We start from the raw sequence: 20,053 nt of genomic DNA on the forward strand, positions 1-20,053 counted from the left end.
TGAACTGCTCTTAAAGGTATTACTTGGCCCAGCTTACGGCCGTCAGGTCTGTGGCTTGAGTGGGCGCATTGGTCCACAACCCCTGAACGTCGGCTTTGGCCACACTCAGTTGGGCAAGCTGGAACAAGTATCCGTTCACGTAGTCTTCGGATAGGATGGTTTGCGCCTGCTGCATCAGGTCAATTCGCTTGCCAGGATCAGTGGTGGCATTCAGGCCTGTCATCAACTCCTGGAAGCCCTTGTTGTCGTACTGGAAATAGTACTCAGAGCGGGCATAAATACCGATGTCCATAGGTTCAGTGTGGCTGACAATGGTCAGGCCAAAATCTTTGCCACGGAATACTGTTTCCAGCCATTGGGCCCATTCCACATTGATGATCTCAGCTTTGATTCCAACTTCGGCCAGCTGTGCGGCAATGATTTCTCCACCGCGACGCGCATAGGAAGGCGGTGGCAGGTGCAGTGTGGTTTCAAACCCATCGGCCATACCCGCTTCGGCCAACAGTGCCTTTGCCTTCGCTGGATCATAGGCAGAGTTACCGGTCAGATCGACATAGGCAGGGTTGTGTGGCGCAAAGTGGCTACCGATTGGGGTGCCATATCCAAACATAGCGCCGTCGATAATCGCTTGACGGTCGATGGCATGGGCCACAGCTTGACGGATGCGGACATCATCAAAGGGTGGCTGCTGGTTGTTGGTCGACAGGATGGTTTCACCCTCGGTCGAGCCGACCAGAACCTGAAACCGGGGATCGGCTTCAAACTGGGGCAGGTTTTCTGGAGCAGGGAAACCAGTGAACACGTCGACATCTTCGGCCATGACAGCTGCAAAGGCCGCAGTCGGATCGCTGATGAATTTGAAGGTTGCGCTATTCAGAACTGCCGGAGTGCCCCAATAGTCGCCATTTTTGGCTAGCTCAATTTTGTCACCCTGAACCCAGTTGGAAAATTTGAAAGCTCCTGTCCCAACTGGATTGGTTTTGATGTCGTCGATGCTTTCAGGCGCGACGATAACCGCGTCACCCCAGGCCAGGTTAAACAGGAAGTTACCATTTGGCTCGGCCAAGGTGACCGTGACGGTCTGTGGATCGACAACCGAAACATCGGTGATACCTGCAAACAGTGCCTTTTGTGCGTTGGTGCTGTCTTCAGCGCGTGCGCGATCCAGGCTGAATTTTACATCCTCACTGTCCATGGCAGTGCCATCGTGGAACATGACACCTGAATGTAATTTGAAGGTATAGGTTAGCCCATCGCTGGAAATGTCCCAGCTTTCGGCCAGTCCGGGCACCACAGCGCCATCGCCCATAAACCGGGTCAGACCTTCGAAAACATTGGAATAAAGCACCGAGTCAATTGCGCCAGCTGCTGCACTGGTCGGGTCCAGGTGGGGCGGCTCCAACTGCATCGCTACAATAATCGAGTCCTTCGCGGCGGCCGCACCCGCGGTCAGCGCCAAGGCCGAACTGGCCGCAAGTATGATGGATCTGAATGACATAACAAAACTCCCCGTCTGGTTGTTCGCGCCATTTAATCCCAGCGCTTTGTCGTTGAGTGTTCCTGCTTTGCGTTAAGTAATCAAGACCATGGGTGCATTTGGCGCACTAGAAGCACGCCGCGTTACTTGGTAGTCGTGCGCTATTCGAACGGGGACGACTGCTAATGAGTGCGACATCCAAACAATCAGCTATGACAGCCGATGATATTCGTGCCCGCAAGGGCAACCAACCTATCGTCAGCCTAACGGCTTATACGACTCCCATGGCGCGGTTGATGGACCGTCATTGTGATTTTGTGTTGGTCGGCGATAGCCTTGGCATGGTGCTGCACGGGTTGCCATCGACACTGGGTGTGACGATGGAGATGATGATCCTGCACGGTCAGGCGGTATCACGCGGTTTGGACCATGCGATGTTGGTCATAGATATGCCGTTTGGTTCATACGAAGAGGGCCCGCAACAGGCGTTCCGCAATGCCGCCCGATTGATGGCAGAAACCGGTGCTGCAGCCGTGAAACTGGAGGGCGGAGTGGAGATGGCTGAAACCATCCGGTTTTTGGTCGCGCGCGGAATTCCTGTCATGGCGCACATTGGTTTGACACCACAATCCGTCAACACGCTGGGTGGATACAAGGTGCAAGGCCGGGAAGAGCAGGGTGATTTGGTACTGGCCGATGCCCAAGCGGTGGCCGATGCCGGGGCATTTTCAGTGGTGCTTGAAAAGGTGCCGCAACGTTTGGCCGATCAAATTACAGCCGAGGTTTCAATCCCAACCATTGGCATTGGGGCGTCCGCAGGATGTGACGGGCAAATCTTGGTGGTAGATGACATGTTGGGTTTCTTCACTGCATTCAAAGCGAAATTTGTAAAACGATATGCCGACCTTGGCGATTCAGCCGAAGCCGCTATTGCTGAATATGCCGCCGAAGTTCGGGCGCGGGAATTCCCCGCAGCTGAACATGTATTTGGCGATCAGGCCCCTAAGCAGAGTACCAAGAAATGACAGCACCTATCTTGCGCAATCTGAACGAGTTGCGCGCTAAACATGCATCGTGGATCCGTGCGGCTGAGAGCGTGGCAGTGGTTCCCACTATGGGGGCGTTGCATGCCGGTCATTTGTCACTTGTTGAGGCCGCCTGTGCTGATTGTGATCGTGTGATCGTGACCATTTTTGTCAATCCACGACAATTTAACAATGCAGCGGATTTGGCCAACTACCCGCGTACCGAACATCAAGATGCCGAGAAGCTGGCCGGGCATAATGTGGACGTGATCTATGTTCCTGACGGCAGCCAGATCTATCCAGATGGTTACGCGACTAACGTGTCGGTCTCAGGTGTGAGCGATGTGTTAGAGGGTGAGTTCCGCGCCGGGCATTTTGACGGTGTGGCAACTGTGGTGGCTAAACTATTCCTGCAAACCGGGGCGCATCGGGCCTATTTTGGCCAAAAAGATTTTCAGCAATTGATGGTTGTCAAACGCATGGCGCGGGATCTGGATATCCCGATTAAGGTGATCGGCTGCCCCACAGTGCGCGAACCATCTGGCCTTGCAATGTCTTCGCGCAATCTGCGCCTCTCTGCCGAAGGACTGGATCGGGCGGCTGGCTTGTATCCGGTCATGCAACAGGTCGCTGCTCGGCTGGCTGGGGGGGAAGGGTTTGGCCCCTTGGCGGATGAGGCCCGGAGTAAATTGGAAGCATTGGGTTTTACCGATATCGAATACTTTGACCTGCGTTGCGAGGATCGCCTGCAATTGTTGCAAACACCAACCCGCCCCGCCCGTTTGCTGGTGGCGGCATGGATGGATGGCATCCGCTTGATCGACAACATCGAAGTTCCTGTACTAAATAATTAGTAAGGACTGGTAGCGGTAGCGGATTTACGGCTAGTGTCCACTCTGAAACGTTTTGGAGGGGCGGACATGAGCAATATTCTGGCAATCGATCAGGGCACCACATCGACACGGGCAATTTTGTTTGATGCTCAGATGCAGGTTGTTGGTAGCGCTCAGCAGGAATTTACGCAGCACTTCCCTCAGGCGGGTTGGGTTGAACATGATCCCGAAGACCTGTGGAATACAACGGTTGAAACCTGTCGGCAGGTGATGGCTGAAAACGAGATCACGGCATCCCAAATCGCGGGTATTGGTATAACCAACCAGCGTGAAACCACCGTCGTGTGGGATCGTGAAACCGGCAAACCCATCCACAACGCCATTGTCTGGCAGGATCGGCGGACCACCGGGATATGTGAAGATCTGCGTGATGCAGGTCATGAGGCGTCGATCAGCCATCAGACAGGCTTGCTGCTTGACCCCTATTTTTCGGGTACCAAACTCAAATGGATCCTCGACTCTTTACCCGGCAGTCGTGAACGGGCGGCGAACGGAGAGTTGTTGTTTGGCACCGTGGACAGCTTTTTGATCTGGCGATTGTCAGGCGGCACTTCGCATGTGACTGACGCCACCAATGCAGCGCGAACGCTGATGTACGACATCCGCGAAGGTCAATGGAGCAATGAGATTTGCAGCCTGCTGGATGTTCCAATGGCAATGCTGCCCGAGGTCAAAGATTGTGCAGCTGATTTTGGCACTACCAGCGCTGATATTCTGGGGGGTGAGATTGCTATTCTGGGTGTGGCTGGTGACCAACAGGCTGCAACGATCGGTCAGGCCTGTTTCCAACCCGGCATGATGAAATCCACTTATGGCACAGGATGTTTTGCGCTGCTCAACACTGGGGAAACTCCAGTGGTGTCTAAGAATCGAATGCTGACGACCATCGCCTATCAGCTGAACGGCAAGCCAACCTATGCTCTGGAAGGTTCCATCTTTATCGCCGGTGCTGCGGTGCAATGGCTGCGCGACGGGTTGGGCGTGATCGAAAACGCAGCGCAAACGGGTGATCTGGCTCCACAGGCTGATCCTGGTCAGGATGTGTTGCTGGTGCCTGCGTTTACTGGTCTGGGCGCGCCCTATTGGCAGCCCGAATGTCGTGGTGCTGTGTTTGGCCTGACCCGCAATTCTGGGCCTGCTGAAATCGCCCGTGCGGCATTGCAAAGTGTTGGTTATCAGACCCGTGATCTGTGGGAGGCAATGCGCGCCGACTGGGGCGGGGATACCCATGTCACCCTGCGCGTTGATGGCGGAATGAGCGCCAGCAATTGGACCATGCAGAGCCTGTCCGACCTATTGGGTGCTGCGGTTGACCGACCGGTGATGCAGGAAACCACCGCGCTGGGTGCTGCCTGGTTGGCCGGGATGCAGGCTGGAATCTATCCTGATCAGGATGGGTTTGCAGAGACTTGGGCGCTGGATCGTCAATTCACACCACAATTGGACGTTGCCCCGCGCGAGGCGGCATATGCCCGCTGGCAACGGGCAGTACAGGCTGTGATCGGGGTGTAGTCCTGCTTCGCCTTGCGCGGAATAGGCGGGCGCCTGACCTACAATACCGGGTCAGGCGCGTTTTGTTTAGCTGACCCGCGCTCCTTCGGCGATGATGCGCGGTTTGGCATTCAGCGTTTCAATGGAAAACCCAGCCAAGGTTTTGTATTTTTCGGCATGTGCAGCCAGATTGTCCAAAGATATCACGCTGCCGATATCTTCAAAATCGCCACCACATAAATCTTCGACCTGTTGCAACACCCCATCGGGGCCGTTGCCTGACCGATTGGCATTACCAACCCCGGTAGCGATGGGGCGGACTTCGTCTTCAAATGCTTGCAGTGCCTGTGCTGTGATACCGTGCTCGATCAGACGCGCACCGATGATACGAGCATCAAGGATGGCTTGTCCTGCACCGTTGGATCCAACCGGATAGGTAGGGTGCGCTGCATCACCCATCAGGGTGACATTGCCGAAAGTCCATTGATCCAACGGATCTCGGTCAACCATCGGATATTCATAAACCATTTCAGCCCCTTTGATTAGGGCAGGCACGTCGATCCAGTCAAACTTCCAATCGGCAAAATCCGGTAGGAAATCGTTGATATCGGCTGCGCGGTTCCAGTCTTCTTTCTTCCACGGTGCTGATGGATCAAAGCTCTTCTCGGCAATCCAGTTAACTGTTGCGATGCCATTTTCATCAGGTTCCGAAATTGGATAGGCAACCAACCGTACTTGATCATGGCCAATCATCACCATGGCAGCACCGCCTAATAGCGCCTTGGCGCGGGTGGTGGCGCGCCAAAGGATGCGGCCATTCCAGATTGGCGCTCCTTCATCAGGTGCAATCTGCGCCCGCAGGGCGGAATGAATGCCATCGGCGGCGATAACCAAGTTTCCCTCAACTCGACGACCATCTGCCAGAAGTAATGCAGCGCCGGTTTCGGTATTTTCAAACCCTGCAGCCCGCGCCCCAGTGGTGATACAGTCTGGACCCGCACGATCCAGCAACACATGGTACAGCATCATTTGCAGTGCACCGCGGTGGACAGAGTACTGCGGCCAGGCATAGCCAGCCCAAGTTCCGCGCGGTTCCTCCCAGATGGTTTTCCCAAGTTTTGAATAAAACCCATATTGCTTGGTCTTTACCCCAATCGCGTCGAGCTCGTCAGCAAGATCAAGATCCAGCAACTCGCGCACTGCATTGGGTTGAAGGTTGATGCCAACTCCCATCGGTTTAATCTCGGCGGTGGCCTCATAAATATGAAAAGGCACGCCAATCTGATGCAGGGTCAGCCCAAGCGTCAGTCCTGCGATACCGCCACCCGCGATGAGAATAGTCATAAGTATACCTCCTAGTTATGGGCATCTAGGAAGCACATTGGACAAAGCAGGGCAAGACGGCAGATAGACCTGCTCTCGGTTCAGTTCTTGGATGCGATGATTAAGTCTGGGCCAAAAATTGTGTCGGCATAATTTTGCAGGTATATTTTTAGCCAAGGGGTGAACCGCTCGGGATGTCGGGCAACCTCTGCGATTAAATCGTGGTAGTTTACCCAACGGGTGTCCATGACCTCATCCGGGTTTACCATCAGTTTCAGCGGTCGATGCACATGGGCCAAGAATATATCTACAACTTCGTGCTCGATCAGGTCGTTGCCGACATCCGCACGGTACTCCAGACGATGTCGGTACTCTGGGTAAAGCCCGGTAATTCCAAGCTCTTCTTGCATACGGCGCACAGCACAGGCAGAGGCCTGTTCGTCCCACATCGGATGGGTGCAGCAGGTGTTCGCCCACAGACCAGGTGTGTGATATTTGCCAAGAGCTCGGCGTTGCAGCAGGATATCCAGCCCTTTTACAACAAATACCGATACCGCCTTGTGTTTTAGGCCTTTTTTATGGGCCAGCAGCTTGTCTGTTGGGGTCAGAGTGCCGTCAATCCAGGCTGGAATCATTGTGTTCATACCGGGTCCACGATTGTTACGAGTCGGGTCAGGCCCACCAAGGGCATCGTCGAAGTTAATCGCTAATATCAGGTGACCGTGATTGCAATAGAACGAAAGGCCGCAGCAACGAGCTGCGGCCTTTCACTTGCTCAAAGGGTGTTACCTTAGTTGCTGGCGGGTGCTTCAGCAGCTTCTTCTGTTTCTTCCGCTACGGGAGCAGGGCTAACGCTGGCCAGGAAGGCAAAAATGTCTTCGCCACCTTTTTTCAGCTTAAAGGACATTTTTGATTTGGCTTTGCCATCCCCTGTGACTTCGCGCAGGTATCCTTTGGGATCAGTTACAAAGCCAACAAAAGTTTCCTCGGACCAGACCAGGCCTCCTTCACCGGCGGCAACAATATCCTTGCCATATTTGAATCCTTCAACCGTGCCTGCGGCGCGGCCAGGAAGGCCAAATAGGTTCGGGCCGGTCTTGCCGCCTTTGACGATCGCTTCGCCATCTGCCGATGTCACGCTGTGGCAGGCCTTGCATTTTTTAAAGGCTTTCTCGCCCTTGGCAATGTCACCCTCGGCAAATGCCGGCACGGCCAGCAGGCCAATAAATGCAGTTGCAATAAGTGTTTTCATATTTTTTGCTCCGGTTCATGTGGCTGTTGGCAATACGAGCCTTGGCTGCACAATAGTCAACTGTCAGGCTGCGAGTTTGATCTATATCAGCTAAAATGTCGCGAAAGTTGTCAATTCAAGAGTTTTTCCAACATGGCAGTAGGTCGCCGGGTGCGGGTTTTGCGTGGAATACCGCCCGGGCGATGGCCCTGCTCAGGCAAACTGCGGCGGCGTGTCCAATCAGGGCAAGATCTGGCTCGCTACTTGGTGTCGTTTGCTCTGAAGTGCTCAGGCCAAATACCAAGTCCCCGTCCCACGGCGTGTGTGCCGGAACCGTAGCCCGCCCAATGCCGTCATGTGCGGCGGTAGCCAATCGTTGACATTGAGCCTTGGTGAGCGGCGCGTCAGTGGCTACGATCGCAATTGTGGTGTTCCCACGCTCATCTCTCAGCGGTAAATTTGCGGCCTGCCGCAACATCTGTTGCTTCTTGCGGCTTTCTTGTGGCCCAACCAGACCAGCTGTTGGATCCGGACCCAAACCGCCAAATTCACCGTCAATTTCAAACGAGGCGGCCCAAAAATGGCGATCACCGGGCGTGGTAACTGCTCCCAAAGGATTGGCTGCGACCAATGCGCCGACAGTTATACCATCGTCCAGAACCAAAGAAGCTGATCCTAACCCGCCTTTCAGCATTGAAGTCAGCGCACCTGTGCCTGCTCCTACCGTCCCGATTTCAAAATCTTCATCTGCGGCGTCATAGGCTGCGCGACCCAAATCACGGTACGGGTTGTTCTGCCAGCTTTTGTCACCGCCATTTAGAAGGTCAAACAGTATGGCTCCAGGAACCAGTGGGATGATGGCAGGCCCCAATTTGAAACCCCGCCCTTGCGCGCGCAGTCCGTCAACTACGCCGGAACAGGTATCCAGCCCATAGGCCGATCCACCTGACAGAACCAACGCGTCAACACCTCCCGCAGATTTGTCGGGGGCAAGCAGATCGGTTTCCCGCGTGCCGGGGGCACCGCCCATGACATGCACCGACGCAGTAAATGGTTGGTCGGCGGTCAAGACGGTTGCACCAGATTTCAACGCATCATCCTGAGCATTGCCGACTTTTAATCCCGGAACGTCCGTGATCAGGTTTTTGGGGCCGGGGATCACGTTTCAGATCCTTGGCTTGGGGGCGGCAGTGGCTGGGTCACCGGAACCAGAGTTGGGCTCGCCCTTAGGTTCGATCAACAATACTTTGCATTCATTCTCTGCACGGGGACGATGGGTCACACCTTTGGGGACGATATATAATTCGCCCGCGCGCACGATTTCCGAGGGTTCGCCTTCAATGTCCATCACCATCTCTCCTTCGAGAACGAGAAAGAAGTCGTCGGTGTCAGCATGAAAATGATACGGATACTCGCCTTGGAATTTAACCACCATGACGTCGTTGCCATTATAGTCTGCAATAACTTTGGGGTCCCAGTGAGAGCTGAATAGGGCTAATTTCTCTACCAAATTTACACGGCTCATATGCAACGTCCTCCGTCTACTTCCATTGCGACACCTGTCACCATGCTGGCCTCATCCGAGCATAAGAAACAGGCTGCGTTGCCCATGTCTTCTGGGGTAGAGAACCGCCCGATTGGAATGGTCGAGATAAATTTGGCGCGGATTTCAGGCGTGTCTTCCCCCATGAAGGATTTCAGCAACGGTGTTTCGCCCGCAACAGGGTTGATTGCGTTCACACGAATACCCTGCGGTGCCAGTTCCACTGCCATGGCTTTGGTGGCGGTGATCATCCAGCCCTTAGAAGCATTGTACCAGTTCAGGTTGGGACGCGGGCTGACACCAGCGGTAGAGGCAACATTTAGAATCGCGCCAGATTGGCGGCTCTTCATGTGGGGGACCAATGCACGAGCAGTCAGGTAAACGGACTTCATGTTCACGTTGAACACCCGGTCAAAATCATCCTCGCTGACCTCGTCCAATGGTGTTGGCAAATGAGTCACACCAGCGTTGTTGATCAGGATATCGACATGACCAAATGTGGCAATTGCAGCCTGCGCCATGGCATCAACCGATGCGGCATCTGCCACGTCAACGGTTTGCGCAATTGCATTTTCTCCGCAGGTTTCTGCCATCTTAGCAGCGGCATCGCCGTTGATGTCGGCAACCATAACCCGGGCGCCCTCGGCCAGAAACTTCTCAACAATACCAGCCCCAAACCCCGAGGCTCCACCGGTGACAATGGCAGTTTTTCCGTTCAGCCGCATGATCTTCTCCCAATTAGTTAGGCCGCAAGGTAGCAGCGTAATTGGCAGGCGCAATCAGAGGTTCTAGTCGTCGCCGAATTTACCACGCGTCGCTTTCAATTCACTGCGTTGTTTTTTAGCGGTGATACGGCGCTGCACTGAACCACGGGTGGGTTTGGTGGCGATGCGGCGTTTTGGTGCGGTTAGCGATTTGCGGATCAGTTCCACCAGACGTTCACGCACAAGGTCACGGTTGCGCTGTTGTGAACGGGTTTCATCACACTGCAAAATCAACGCGCCGTCTTTATTCCAGCGGCGACCGGCCAATCGTTTCAAACGGTTCTTGACCGGACCACTTAGCGAAGGTGAGCGTTCAGCTTCAAACCGAAGTTCAACAGCCGAAGATACTTTATTCACATTCTGACCACCGGGGCCCGAAGCGCGCATGAAGCTTTCGCTTAGTTCCCAGTCCTGCAGGGTGATGGAGTCATTGATACGCAACATGAGTGGCGTCGTAACGTGAGCGGGCGCACTGGCAAAGAGTGCGCCCGCAGTTTTTTCTTAGCTGTGGGATTGTTGTCCCGCCATCAAGCGATTGACAATGATACGGAATGGAACCAGCGCCAGCAGAGCCAGCGACAGTTTCACCATCCAGTCAGCAACGGCCAGTGAGACCCACAATGGGGCAACAGGGCCAGTACCCAGTAGTGGTAGCATCTCACCGGCCCAGGAAATGTCATTTCCCGGTTCAATCCAGGTCAACGCCCCGGAAAAAGCAATGCTAAAGAAGATGGTGGTATCAACCACCGAGCCAACCAGAGTGGAGGCCAGCGGTGCACGCCACCACGCGCCCTGACGAAGAGCCGAAAAGATCGACACATCCAGCATTTGCGCGGTGAGGAATGCCAAGCCAGAGCCGATGGCAATACGCAGAGTGACCAGCGGGCCGAACTCGCCCATGATTTGGGTGCCAATCAGCGAGCAGATGACGCCGACAATAAAGCCGACAAACACGACTTTGCGTGCAGGCCCGGCCCCATAAACGCGGTTCATCACGTCGGTTACCAGAAAGGCGAATGGATAGGTAAAGGCGCCCCAGGTCAGCCATTGGCCGAACAGAAATTGCACCAGAATATTGGAAGCGACCACAATCGTGGCCATGGCAAGAATGCCAGGGAGATGTATACGTGTCATTTTTGAGCCCGTTTTTACAAGGTAGCGGCGACTTGTTCTGCGCGAAACGCAGAAGACCGGCCCAGTTAGCCGCGTTGATCTCATTTGGCAAGTGTTCTGATAAACGGCGTCAGCGCGGCAAGGCGTATTCCACTAGCTCGGTACGTTGGATGGAATAGAAGTTGTCGTCGGAAATCATGGTTGCACGCAGCGTGCCACTGTCATCACGCCAAACTGACAGGCCTTCCAGATTGTCATGAGTGCCAAATGTTGTTTTAAGCAGGATCTTCTCGTTAGCCGGACCCTCAGCTGTGATATCCCAACGCCGCAACCGGCTGCGAAAGCCAAACAAGCCAAAATCCCGTTCCAGTAGGTATAGCCGACCGTCAGGGCCGAAATCAGCACTGACGGGCAAAAAATTTCCCAATGGGGGCAGAGTGAATGGGGTGGACCATGTTCTACCATTCCAACGCCAGACTGGGATCTGACCGTCGTCGTTTAAGGCGCGTTCGGGCAGAGTGTACAGCCGTCCACGGCTATCAATGGCCAAAGCTTCCAGCGCTTTGTTGATCGGCAGGCTTCGAAACTCGCTTGGGCGTGGCAGTACCTGAGCGCGGCTGCTGGCCTTACGGTGCTTAACCACGCGTGAAATGCCTTCAAACGAAATGTAAATTGTTCCGTCACGAGCAATTGCCAGACCTTCGCTGTCAACGATGCGGCCTTTTAAAATTTTTCCGGAAGACGACTGAAGCGGTCGGGTGGTTTTGACTTCAATACTTGAAATCTGCCCACCCTGGCGGCGAATGCGTGCAGTGGCCAGGGTGGCACGATCGCTGAGAACGGTCATTGAACGGCCATCCCTGCCAAGCGACAGCGCCGAAAACCCGCCAAACCAACTGTCGTTCATATCCCAGACATAGCTGCCCAAATAGCGTGCGCTACTGGATGCTGCCGGCAGGTTTGCAGCATAGGCGACAACTGCCATGGTAGTGGCAATCAGCAGGCCAAGTGTTAGTTTGATTGTAGAACCGAGGCGCATTGTTTGGGCAGATCCGAGAGTGTGTATTCGCGGCGAGGTTTAGGCTTTGGCGCGTTGGGGTCAACCTGCTTTGGCTTTGGTGGGTTTAAAATGTCATTCACCCATGTCTGTGCCGCGTCACAGCCGTCCCCTTTGGGGGGGGCTGCTTGGTTGGTACAACCGCGCGCGCCTTTGGGGCATTTTAACCGGACGTGGAAGTGATAGTGATGTCCCCACCAAGGCCGGATTTTGCGCAGCCAGCGACGGTCACCAGTTTCATCCTTGCACATCTGGACCTTGGCGCCCGGAAACACAAAAATCCGTGCAACGCGCTTGTCTTTGGCGGCTGCGCGCAAAAGGGCGTGGTGTTGCGGTGTCCATTTAGAATTCACAAACGCACCGTTATTTCGCCGCATCGAGACGGATGAAATATTCTCGCGTTGCTTGGGGCTTAGATCCAAACGGTCAGGGGCCAACATCCAGATATCAATATCAAGACCAACTTGATGGCTGCGATGGCCGGACAGCATCGGGCCGCCACGTGGCTGGCTGATATCACCGATATACAACCCGTCCCAGCCACGCTGCTTGGCCGCAAACCGGCTGAGTTTTTCGATAAAACTAATCGTCTCGGGGTGACCCCAATTGCGATTGCGCGAAAGCCGCATCGCTTGCCAGGTGGGACCGGTTTCAGGCAGTTGTACAGCGCCAGCCACGCATCCCTTGGCATATGATCCATAGGGGGCAGGCCGCTGCTCCGAGCCATCGGACTTAGCCCCAAACAGCTGCTTGGCCGGTGTCTCGGCAGTTGCCATACTCGTAACGCAGAAAACTAAAACCAAACTGGCAATTAGGTGTTTCACTCCTGATCTCCTTCGGCACGTACCCAAATCAAAAGAATCAGTCCCAGTATAAACAGGACAACCACTGGCGATATGCCCAAGCGTGCGCTGCCGGTGATGGCGGTGGTAATCCCAATTAGCATCGGTGCCAAAAACGCGGTGGCGCGGCCTGATAATCCGTACAAACCAAAGCTCTCAGTTGGATATTCTGGGTTGGTGTGGCGCACCATCAAGCTGCGGCTGGTGGCCTGCAAGATTCCGCCGAAGCCGCCGATGAGGACACCGCAGCCAAAGAATATCATGTCTGGGAGCGTCGAACCTTCGGACAGTGGGATGCTAAAGAACTGTTCGCGTGACATGCCGACAACTGTGATGCAGACCATTGTCAGGACAATGATGGAGACAATGATAATGGGCTTGGGCCCATATTTGTGGTCGGCGAGGCCTCCAAGCCAGCAAAACAATGCGGATGAAATAACTGCCACGATGCCAAAAGCCCCAATTTGGGGAATATCCCACTCCAACACCAGCCGAGCGTAGATCCCACCAAAAATATAAAGCCCATTCAGCGCGTCGCGGTACAGCATAGATGAACCGAGATAGCTAGCCAGACTCAGCCGATTGCGTAGGTTTTTCAGGGATTGCACCACCAGCTGGATTGCGTTCCCACCCCCCCCTTTTGACCCGTGCTTTTGCCATCACGTACCCACAGAAAGTAGGGAATCATGAACACTGCAAACCAAATGGCGGTGATTGGACCAACTGCGCGAGTGCCTTCGCGGGCTGCCGCATCCAGCCCAAATGCCGGGTCCAGCCCGATCAAAGTTTTGCCGTTGCTTTGCTCGACAAACAGCAGCAACAGGATAAACAGTGAAATCACACCGCCCAGATAGCCAAAGGCAAATCCGGACCCGGAAATTTTCCCCACGTCGTCTTTACCGCACAGGGATGGTAGTTGGGAGTTGATAAAAATCAGTGCAAACTCAGCGCCGATAAAACCAAAGCCAAAGCTACCCAACATCCACCACAGGTTAGATCCTTCCGGATCCATGAACCATAACCCACCAGCGCCGATCACATACATGATCGAAAATCCGAGAACCCACCGCGTGCGTCGCCCTGAAATATCAGCCAAGGCCCCCAACAGCGGTCCGCCGAATCCGATAATCAACCCAGTGACTGTCAGACACAGCGACCAGATCGTCTGAGCCTGTGCTTTGGCTGCTTCGTCTGCCAGACCCTGGCCCATAAAGAAATCAGCCGCTACAGCAGCAAAGAATGGGCCAAAAACAAAGGTGACAAGCAGGGTGTGATAGGGTTGGCTGGCCCAATCAAAGAAATACCAGCCCCAAATACGCTTGCGCGTTGAAATCTCTTGCATACCTGCCCCTAAAATATCTTTTACCCGGTATGACAGGGGCGGTTGCCCCTAGGCAAGCCAATCCTGATGTGGGGCGGGCTGATGTGAACCTTTCATGTGTCATCGAAACTTCACGTCAACCACAAACCTGCGCAAGACTTGCGCTTTGGCTGGTTGCTGCTTACCTGTGACTCAAACGAGAAAGGACTTGTGCAAATGATGGCAATCTACGGACCTCTGGATCTGATTCTGAGCGTGGTCTATTTTGTGATGATCGCACATATCATCATGAGCTGGCTGATCAATTTTCAGGTGTTGAACCTGCACCAGCAATTGGTTGGGCAGATCTGGGACGGCCTGAACCGGTTGTTGCAGCCGATTTATCAACCCATCCGGAACATTCTGCCCAATACCGGCCCGTTGGATCTGGCTCCGCTGGTGGCAATTCTGATCGTCATATCGTTGCGTGCCTACATCCTTCCGACAATGTTCGGCTTTATGTAAGAAACTCAGGACGTGCCCGATTGTATCAACGGGCGCGGTCCTTACCCTCTTGCCGCCCGATTCCGCATGTGAGATTGTGCCGCCAAGACGAGCAGCACCACTCCCACGATGAGGGCCATTGCCCATGACCGCCCTGCCAGGCGCTTCCCCGCTTTTGCGCGATGTATTTGGTTTTGACGACTTCCGCCCCGGGCAGGAAGAAATCGTTGATGCCGTGACTGCCGGTGAAAATGTTCTGGCAATCATGCCAACAGGCGGCGGTAAATCCCTTTGTTTTCAGCTGCCTGCGCTGATACGTGATGGTGTGACAGTGGTGATTTCACCGCTCATTGCATTGATGCGCGATCAGGTGCGCGGGCTGCAAGAGGCGGGTGTCGCGGCCGGCGCGCTGACATCCGGCAATACCCAAGAAGAAACCGATGCAGTTTGGGAGGCTCTAGAGGCCGGGCGGCTTAAGCTGTTGTATATGGCCCCTGAACGCCTGGCATCGGGGGCCGCGATGGGCATGTTGCGACGTATCGGCGTTAGCATGATCGCGGTGGACGAAGCCCACTGCGTTAGCCAATGGGGCCATGATTTTCGCCCCGATTATCTGCGCATTGGTGAGCTGCGTCAGGCGTTGGACGTACCGTTGGCGGCCTTTACCGCCACTGCTGACGCAGAAACCCGTGACGAGATTGTTCAGAAACTATTCGACGGTCAGCCGCCACGTGCCTTCTTGCGCGGGTTTGATCGCCCAAACATCCACCTTGCCTTTGCCGCCAAGGACGGGCCTCGGCGGCAAGTCTTGTCCTTTGCCGCCGCGCGCAAGGGGCAATCGGGCATTGTCTACTGTGGCACCCGTGCCAAGACAGAGGCATTGGCCAAGGCGCTGCGGGATGACGGCCATACCGCGTGTCACTATCACGGTGGCATGATGGCCGAGGACCGGCGCGTTGTCGAAACCCGGTTTGCTCGTGAAGATGGGTTGATTGTAGTCGCCACTGTTGCCTTTGGCATGGGGATCGACAAACCGGACATCCGTTGGGTCGCCCATGCCGACCTGCCCAAAAGCATCGAATCCTATTATCAGGAAATCGGCCGGGCAGGGCGAGACGGTGCCCCGGCCGAAACGATGACCCTGTTTGGACCTGATGATATCCGCCTGCGCCGCAGCCAGATTGACGAAGGATTGGCCCCGCCTGAACGCCGCGCAGCCGATCATGCCCGGTTGAACTCATTGTTGGGGCTTGCTGAGGCGCTGCACTGCCGACGTAAAAACCTGCTGGGGTATTTTGGAGAAACCACCGAGCCTTGCGGGCATTGTGATTTGTGTGACAGTCCAGCCGAAGTCTTTGATGGCACTACCGCAGTGCGCAAGGCGCTGTCTGCGATATTGCGGACCGAGGAATGGTTTGGGGCGGGACACCTGATCGATATTTTGACGGGCACCGAAACGGACAAGATCCGCACGCGCCGCCATGATCAGCTATCGGTTTATGGCTGTGGTGGCGAATATGACAAACGGCAATGGCAGGCCGTGTTTCGGCAGATGATGGGGCATGATCTGGTGCGCCCTGATCCCGAGCGGCACGGTGCGCTAAAAATGACCGAAGCGGCCTTGCCGGTGCTAAAGGGCGAGGCCCAGATTTCGCTGCGCAAGGACTCTATCAAAAAAGCCAACCGTCGTCCCGCGATCAAGACATTGGTGAGCGAGGAAGACGCGCCACTGTTGTCTGCGCTAAAGGCCAAACGCCGGGCACTGGCAGAGGCGCAAAAGGTGCCGGCTTACGTTATTTTCCCTGATCGTACCCTGATCGAAATGGCAGAAACGCGACCAACAACACTGGACGGTATGGCCCATGTCGGCGGGGTGGGGGCCAAAAAGCTGGAGCGCTATGGGGACATGTTCCTAGAAGTGATCAATGGCGCAGTCGAAGAGGTTCATCCTGCCCGGCGTAAGTTGGCTGGTCGGTCCGCCGGATCGCTGTATGATGCGCTTCTTGAGGCGCAGTCTAAACTGGCTCGTGGTGCCGAGGGCACTGATAAACCGCTCAGCTGTTCTGCCAGCCTGCTGGCCAAGGTGGCGCAAATGCGGTCGGGTGACGAAACGGGCCTTATCCGGTTATTGGGTGAACGGCGGGCCGAAAGATTTTCAGCGGCCTTTTTGGATGTGCTGCGGGCAGAGGATTAGAGAATGTCGGATGTAAACAATGGATCTGGTATGTTGGTGGTCATTTCGCCAGCGAAAAAGCTGGATTGGGCGGTGCGTGATGTCGCGGAAACGCAGCCGGATTTTCAGGACGATGCGATCCGTTTGGCCCGCACTGCGCGCAACCTGACACTGGGCGATCTGAAAAAACTGATGGATCTGAGCGATGATCTGGCTCGGCTGAACCGCGACCGGTTTCGCGCCTTTGCAGATGCACCCGCTGCGGACGTTACACGCCCGGCAGCATTAGCTTTTGCTGGTGATACCTATCAGGGTCTTGAAGCAGGTTCACTGGACGCTGAGGAAATGGCCTGGGCTCAGGACCATTTGCGGATTCTGTCGGGTCTCTATGGTGTTTTGCGGCCACTGGACGCCATGCAGCCGTACCGTCTGGAAATGGGCAGCCGGTTAAAGACACGTCTCGGTAAGAACCTGTACGAATATTGGCGTGACCAGCTCAGTAAGGCGTTGAATGTGCAGGGCGAAGCGACCAACAGTCAGGTTCTGGTAAACTGCGCCAGCCAGGAATACTTTGGCGCGGTTGCCCCCAAGGCGCTAAAACTGAAACTGATCACTCCAGTGTTCATGGAGGACAAGGACGGTCAACCCAAAGTGGTCAGCTTCTTTGCCAAACGTGCGCGCGGTGCAATGGCGCGCTACATCATCCAAAACCGGTTGAGAGACCCAGAAGGCCTGTTTGAATTTGACAGCGGTGGATATGCCTATCAGCCCAAGCTTTCTACGCCAGAAAAACCCGTCTTCCTGAGGCCCTACGCCAACAAGTAGTTAGCTGGGGTAGTTAGGGCTGAACTTGCTGTGTTTCTTCTGGGACGTGCAACGCGATGCGTTCGTGAATAACCGCTTTGCGGAGTGGCTTGGTCAGATAAAAGTCTAAGCCTGCTGCCAGAATACCTTCGGAGTCTCCGTCCATGGCGTGGGCGGTGAGTGCAACGATGGGGACATGGCGACCCGAACTAGCTTCGAGTTTACGAATTTCACCGGTGGCTTGTTTGCCATCCATTTTTGGCATGGAAATATCCATGAAAATGAGATCAGGATCAAAATCTGAATAGGCCTCAACCGCTTCAAGCCCATTGTTGGCAAAGCGAATTTCGATGTTCAGATCTTTGATCATCTTACGAAATACCAGCTGGTTGGTCTTGTTGTCTTCAGCGGCCAAAATACGCATTCGGCGCTGAGTGTTGGCTTCGGGTTGTGGCTCCGGTTGAGCCTCCACAACTGGAGCACTGTCTGTGGTTTCGGCTTCAGGTTCCACAACAGGTGTTTTGATTTCAAAGTCAGGCTCAACCTTGGCGGGGTCGGTGGCGGTGATACTGTCGGGGCGATTGGACCGGAAACTGGGCATGACCGCGATTTCTGCAGGAGAGGTCTGTGTAATGATTTTATCTTCGCCGGAGGGTGGTGTGTCCTCGGTCGCACTCTCATGTCTCTTTGCTGGAACCATTGCCCCCATGGTGGACAGCTTGGCAAACAGATCAGCCCGAAGCACGGGCTTTTGCAAAATACCCTGGATCATATCGCGCGTAGAATCGTCCATGGCGAAATTTGAGTTTGAGCTGATCAGCAGGAATGGCACATCCGGCCAGTCCCCTTGCCGCAATGCGCTTGCCAGTTCAACACCATCCATATCGGGCATATTATGATCGCTGATCAGAAGGTCGACGGTGTTGTCCATCTGCTGCAAGACTTCAGCACCTGATCCAACTGCGGTCACTTTAGCCCCAAGTACCTGCATTTGCCTTTGCAGAATGTCGCGATTTACTGGCAAGTCATCTACAACCATTACGTGTTGCAGCGCGGCTGGAAGAATTTCCGCATTGGGTTGTGGTCCCTCGGCCATTGGCAGCGGAATTTGAAATCCGAAGCAAGACCCTTGTCCTTCTTCGCTTTCAACCCAAACTGATCCCCCCATCATCTCGATCAGACGTTTCGAAATGGCCAGTCCCAGCCCCGTGCCTTCGAATTGGCGGTTTCTCTCGTTTTCGACCTGGTTGAATTCACCAAAGATATGTTGAATTTTTTCTTTGGGAATCCCGATACCGGTGTCTTCGATCGCAACGTGAATAGCGCTGTTACCGCCGTCCGTATTGGGGACACCAGTAATGCGCAAAACAACATGACCCTCTTTGGTGAACTTGACCGCATTGCCGACGAGATTGGTCAACACCTGTCGAATACGGCCAGGGTCCCCTAGATAGCGTGTAGGCAGGAACAAGTCATAGTCCACCACCATCGCGATCCCTTTGTCGCGCGCAGTGGGTTGTAGCAACATCACCACTTCGTGAATGCAACGTTCCAGATCAAAATCTTCACTGTGCAACACCAACTTGTCGGCTTCGATCTTGGAATAGTCGAGCACGTCATTGATGATGACCAACAACGCTTCACCGGAGTTTTTGATGGTGTCAGCATAAAGCCGCTGTTCATTGGTCAAACTGGTGTCATTCAGCAGTTCGGCCATGCCAACAACTCCATTCATTGGAGTGCGGATTTCATGGGACATATTGGCTAGAAATGCGGATTTGGCACGGTTGGCGGCTTCGGCACGCTCGCGCGACGTGCGTAGCTCTTCCTCATATTGAACTGTGGACGTAATATCCAACGCCAGACTAACCACGTCACCACCGTGGCCGCGTTGGTCAATCAGTTTAAGGTAACTGTTGTTCCACAGGCGAATGACCACGGGTTCTGGTGTTGGTGATGTCCACCTGGTGGCCATCATCTCGCGCCATTCATTTGTGCTCATCCGCCCAGTGTTGACCAATCCTTCGTCAGTCAGAATTTGCAGGATGCGCATATAGGAGACGCCGGGGGTCACCTCTTCCAGACCATCGAATGTATTCAGATAGGCAGTGTTGGCGCCAATCAGCGTGCTATCAGCACCAAAAAAGGCAAAGCCGTCTTGAATCGTTTGGATTGAATGCCAGAGACGGCGTTCTGCAACTTCAATTTTTTCGTTGGCCACGTGCAGGTCAGATTTGACCTTTTCATTTTCACCTCTGACAGAGGCAACTTCATCTCTAAACGTCGCAACCTCGGCTTGAGTGGCCCCAATTTGTTTGGTCAAGGCCAGTGCATGACGCCCCAACTTGCGGTTGGCTGCCGAAAGCTCCGCCTGCTTTAGTTCAAGCAGGCGTTCAGCAGCTAAGCGGGCACGCCGCTCTTCAGCAAGTTTGTTAGCAATAGGCATCCCTACGGGCTCCAGATGCGACGACACGGGTGTTGGAATACCCAAGATCAATTCAGAACGTGAAAAA

Annotated in this window: 18 protein-coding genes and 1 pseudogene; 6 read left to right on the forward strand and 13 right to left on the reverse strand. The window is 54.5% G+C overall.

Features of this window, described 5'->3' with window-relative positions:
* Window positions 1-19: 19 nt before the first annotated feature.
* Entirely contained in the window at window positions 20-1,498 is a 1,479-nt protein-coding gene (locus FEE96_RS00420; RefSeq protein WP_138161009.1) for an ABC transporter substrate-binding protein, read from the reverse strand.
* 164 nt (window positions 1,499-1,662) lie between these two features.
* On the opposite strand from FEE96_RS00420, the gene panB reads away from it, so the two are divergent.
* The 3 genes from panB (at window position 1,663) to glpK (ending at window position 4,907) form a co-directional block, all read left to right on the forward strand.
* The gene (panB, locus tag FEE96_RS00425) at window positions 1,663-2,502 is read left to right on the forward strand and encodes a 3-methyl-2-oxobutanoate hydroxymethyltransferase (RefSeq protein ID WP_138161011.1); all 840 of its coding nucleotides are present in this window, start codon (window positions 1,663-1,665) and stop codon (window positions 2,500-2,502) included.
* Window positions 2,499-3,356: a pantoate--beta-alanine ligase gene (gene panC, locus FEE96_RS00430; RefSeq protein WP_138161013.1), complete on the forward strand. Its 858-nt coding sequence runs from the start codon at window positions 2,499-2,501 to the stop codon at window positions 3,354-3,356. The genes panB and panC overlap by 4 nt, the downstream gene beginning before the upstream one ends.
* A gap of 66 nt (window positions 3,357-3,422) precedes the next feature.
* On the forward strand, window positions 3,423-4,907 hold the full coding sequence (glpK, locus tag FEE96_RS00435; protein WP_138161015.1) for a glycerol kinase GlpK: 1,485 nt from the start codon (window positions 3,423-3,425) through the stop codon (window positions 4,905-4,907).
* Window positions 4,908-4,973: 66 nt separating this feature from the next.
* Here glpK and FEE96_RS00440 read toward each other — a convergent pair whose 3' ends face one another.
* From FEE96_RS00440 to FEE96_RS00490, 11 genes and pseudogenes are all read right to left on the reverse strand, one after another.
* The gene (locus FEE96_RS00440) at window positions 4,974-6,230 is read right to left on the reverse strand and encodes a flavin-dependent oxidoreductase (RefSeq protein WP_138161017.1); all 1,257 of its coding nucleotides are present in this window, start codon (window positions 6,228-6,230) and stop codon (window positions 4,974-4,976) included.
* An 80-nt stretch (window positions 6,231-6,310) separates the two neighbouring features.
* Window positions 6,311-6,853, reverse strand: a complete 543-nt coding sequence (locus FEE96_RS00445; RefSeq protein WP_138161019.1) for an isopentenyl-diphosphate Delta-isomerase — start codon at window positions 6,851-6,853, stop codon at window positions 6,311-6,313.
* Between the two features lie 146 nt (window positions 6,854-6,999).
* A complete protein-coding gene (locus FEE96_RS00450) occupies window positions 7,000-7,461 on the reverse strand; it encodes a c-type cytochrome (protein ID WP_138161021.1) in 462 nt (153 codons plus the stop codon).
* A gap of 115 nt (window positions 7,462-7,576) precedes the next feature.
* Window positions 7,577-8,602 (reverse strand): P1 family peptidase, encoded by a 1,026-nt coding sequence (locus FEE96_RS00455; RefSeq protein WP_138161023.1) that lies wholly within the window; start codon window positions 8,600-8,602, stop codon window positions 7,577-7,579.
* 3 nt (window positions 8,603-8,605) lie between these two features.
* Complete coding sequence (locus tag FEE96_RS00460; protein ID WP_138161025.1) at window positions 8,606-8,965, reverse strand: cupin domain-containing protein; 360 nt, start codon at window positions 8,963-8,965, stop codon at window positions 8,606-8,608.
* Window positions 8,962-9,708, reverse strand: a complete 747-nt coding sequence (locus FEE96_RS00465) for an SDR family oxidoreductase (RefSeq protein ID WP_138161027.1) — start codon at window positions 9,706-9,708, stop codon at window positions 8,962-8,964. Before FEE96_RS00465 ends, FEE96_RS00460 begins: the two co-directional genes overlap by 4 nt.
* Window positions 9,709-9,771: 63 nt before the next feature.
* Complete coding sequence (arfB, locus tag FEE96_RS00470) at window positions 9,772-10,191, reverse strand: alternative ribosome rescue aminoacyl-tRNA hydrolase ArfB (RefSeq protein ID WP_138161029.1); 420 nt, start codon at window positions 10,189-10,191, stop codon at window positions 9,772-9,774.
* Window positions 10,192-10,248: 57 nt separating this feature from the next.
* Window positions 10,249-10,881 carry a queuosine precursor transporter gene (locus FEE96_RS00475; RefSeq protein ID WP_138161031.1) on the reverse strand — a complete coding sequence of 211 codons (633 nt, stop codon included), beginning with the start codon at window positions 10,879-10,881 and terminating at the stop codon, window positions 10,249-10,251.
* Window positions 10,882-10,990: 109 nt separating this feature from the next.
* On the reverse strand, window positions 10,991-11,899 hold the full coding sequence (locus FEE96_RS00480) for an esterase-like activity of phytase family protein (RefSeq protein ID WP_138161033.1): 909 nt from the start codon (window positions 11,897-11,899) through the stop codon (window positions 10,991-10,993).
* Window positions 11,872-12,693 carry a penicillin-insensitive murein endopeptidase gene (gene mepA / locus FEE96_RS00485; protein WP_138161634.1) on the reverse strand — a complete coding sequence of 274 codons (822 nt, stop codon included), beginning with the start codon at window positions 12,691-12,693 and terminating at the stop codon, window positions 11,872-11,874. The genes FEE96_RS00480 and mepA overlap by 28 nt, the downstream gene beginning before the upstream one ends.
* A 44-nt stretch (window positions 12,694-12,737) precedes the next feature.
* A pseudogene (locus FEE96_RS00490) lies at window positions 12,738-14,101 on the reverse strand (MFS transporter).
* Window positions 14,102-14,296: 195 nt separating this feature from the next.
* On the opposite strand from FEE96_RS00490, the gene FEE96_RS00495 reads away from it, so the two are divergent.
* The 3 genes from FEE96_RS00495 to yaaA all read left to right on the forward strand — a co-directional run bounded on the left by FEE96_RS00495 (window position 14,297) and on the right by yaaA (window position 17,561).
* The gene (locus FEE96_RS00495; protein ID WP_138161035.1) at window positions 14,297-14,584 is read left to right on the forward strand and encodes a YggT family protein; all 288 of its coding nucleotides are present in this window, start codon (window positions 14,297-14,299) and stop codon (window positions 14,582-14,584) included.
* A 124-nt stretch (window positions 14,585-14,708) separates the two neighbouring features.
* Window positions 14,709-16,757, forward strand: a complete 2,049-nt coding sequence (gene recQ, locus FEE96_RS00500; protein WP_138161036.1) for a DNA helicase RecQ — start codon at window positions 14,709-14,711, stop codon at window positions 16,755-16,757.
* Window positions 16,758-16,787: 30 nt separating this feature from the next.
* On the forward strand, window positions 16,788-17,561 hold the full coding sequence (gene yaaA, locus FEE96_RS00505; RefSeq protein ID WP_138161635.1) for a peroxide stress protein YaaA: 774 nt from the start codon (window positions 16,788-16,790) through the stop codon (window positions 17,559-17,561).
* Window positions 17,562-17,574: 13 nt separating this feature from the next.
* Here yaaA and FEE96_RS00510 read toward each other — a convergent pair whose 3' ends face one another.
* On the reverse strand, window positions 17,575-19,986 hold the full coding sequence (locus FEE96_RS00510; RefSeq protein ID WP_138161037.1) for a response regulator: 2,412 nt from the start codon (window positions 19,984-19,986) through the stop codon (window positions 17,575-17,577).
* Window positions 19,987-20,053: the final 67 nt, after the last annotated feature.

Origin of the sequence: Parasedimentitalea maritima (assembly GCF_005771405.1) — a bacterium.
Taxonomy (GTDB): Bacteria; Pseudomonadota; Alphaproteobacteria; order Rhodobacterales; family Rhodobacteraceae; genus Parasedimentitalea; species Parasedimentitalea maritima.

Bases quoted from the DNA above. Each gene is read 5' to 3' on its own strand.
- FEE96_RS00480 (WP_138161033.1), bottom strand. From the start codon at position 11,899: ATGCGCCTCGGTTCTACAATCAAACTAACACTTGGCCTGCTGATTGCC.
- FEE96_RS00445 (WP_138161019.1), bottom strand. From the start codon at position 6,853: ATGAACACAATGATTCCAGCCTGGATTGACGGCACTCTGACCCCAACA.
- yaaA (WP_138161635.1), top strand. From the start codon at position 16,788: ATGTTGGTGGTCATTTCGCCAGCGAAAAAGCTGGATTGGGCGGTGCGT.
- mepA (WP_138161634.1), bottom strand. From the start codon at position 12,693: ATGGCAACTGCCGAGACACCGGCCAAGCAGCTGTTTGGGGCTAAGTCC.
- FEE96_RS00460 (WP_138161025.1), bottom strand. From the start codon at position 8,965: ATGAGCCGTGTAAATTTGGTAGAGAAATTAGCCCTATTCAGCTCTCAC.
- FEE96_RS00465 (WP_138161027.1), bottom strand. From the start codon at position 9,708: ATGCGGCTGAACGGAAAAACTGCCATTGTCACCGGTGGAGCCTCGGGG.
- arfB (WP_138161029.1), bottom strand. From the start codon at position 10,191: ATGTTGCGTATCAATGACTCCATCACCCTGCAGGACTGGGAACTAAGC.
- panC (WP_138161013.1), top strand. From the start codon at position 2,499: ATGACAGCACCTATCTTGCGCAATCTGAACGAGTTGCGCGCTAAACAT.
- FEE96_RS00450 (WP_138161021.1), bottom strand. From the start codon at position 7,461: ATGAAAACACTTATTGCAACTGCATTTATTGGCCTGCTGGCCGTGCCG.
- FEE96_RS00475 (WP_138161031.1), bottom strand. From the start codon at position 10,881: ATGACACGTATACATCTCCCTGGCATTCTTGCCATGGCCACGATTGTG.
- panB (WP_138161011.1), top strand. From the start codon at position 1,663: ATGAGTGCGACATCCAAACAATCAGCTATGACAGCCGATGATATTCGT.
- glpK (WP_138161015.1), top strand. From the start codon at position 3,423: ATGAGCAATATTCTGGCAATCGATCAGGGCACCACATCGACACGGGCA.
- FEE96_RS00495 (WP_138161035.1), top strand. From the start codon at position 14,297: ATGATGGCAATCTACGGACCTCTGGATCTGATTCTGAGCGTGGTCTAT.
- FEE96_RS00510 (WP_138161037.1), bottom strand. From the start codon at position 19,986: ATGCCTATTGCTAACAAACTTGCTGAAGAGCGGCGTGCCCGCTTAGCT.
- FEE96_RS00440 (WP_138161017.1), bottom strand. From the start codon at position 6,230: ATGACTATTCTCATCGCGGGTGGCGGTATCGCAGGACTGACGCTTGGG.
- recQ (WP_138161036.1), top strand. From the start codon at position 14,709: ATGACCGCCCTGCCAGGCGCTTCCCCGCTTTTGCGCGATGTATTTGGT.
- FEE96_RS00420 (WP_138161009.1), bottom strand. From the start codon at position 1,498: ATGTCATTCAGATCCATCATACTTGCGGCCAGTTCGGCCTTGGCGCTG.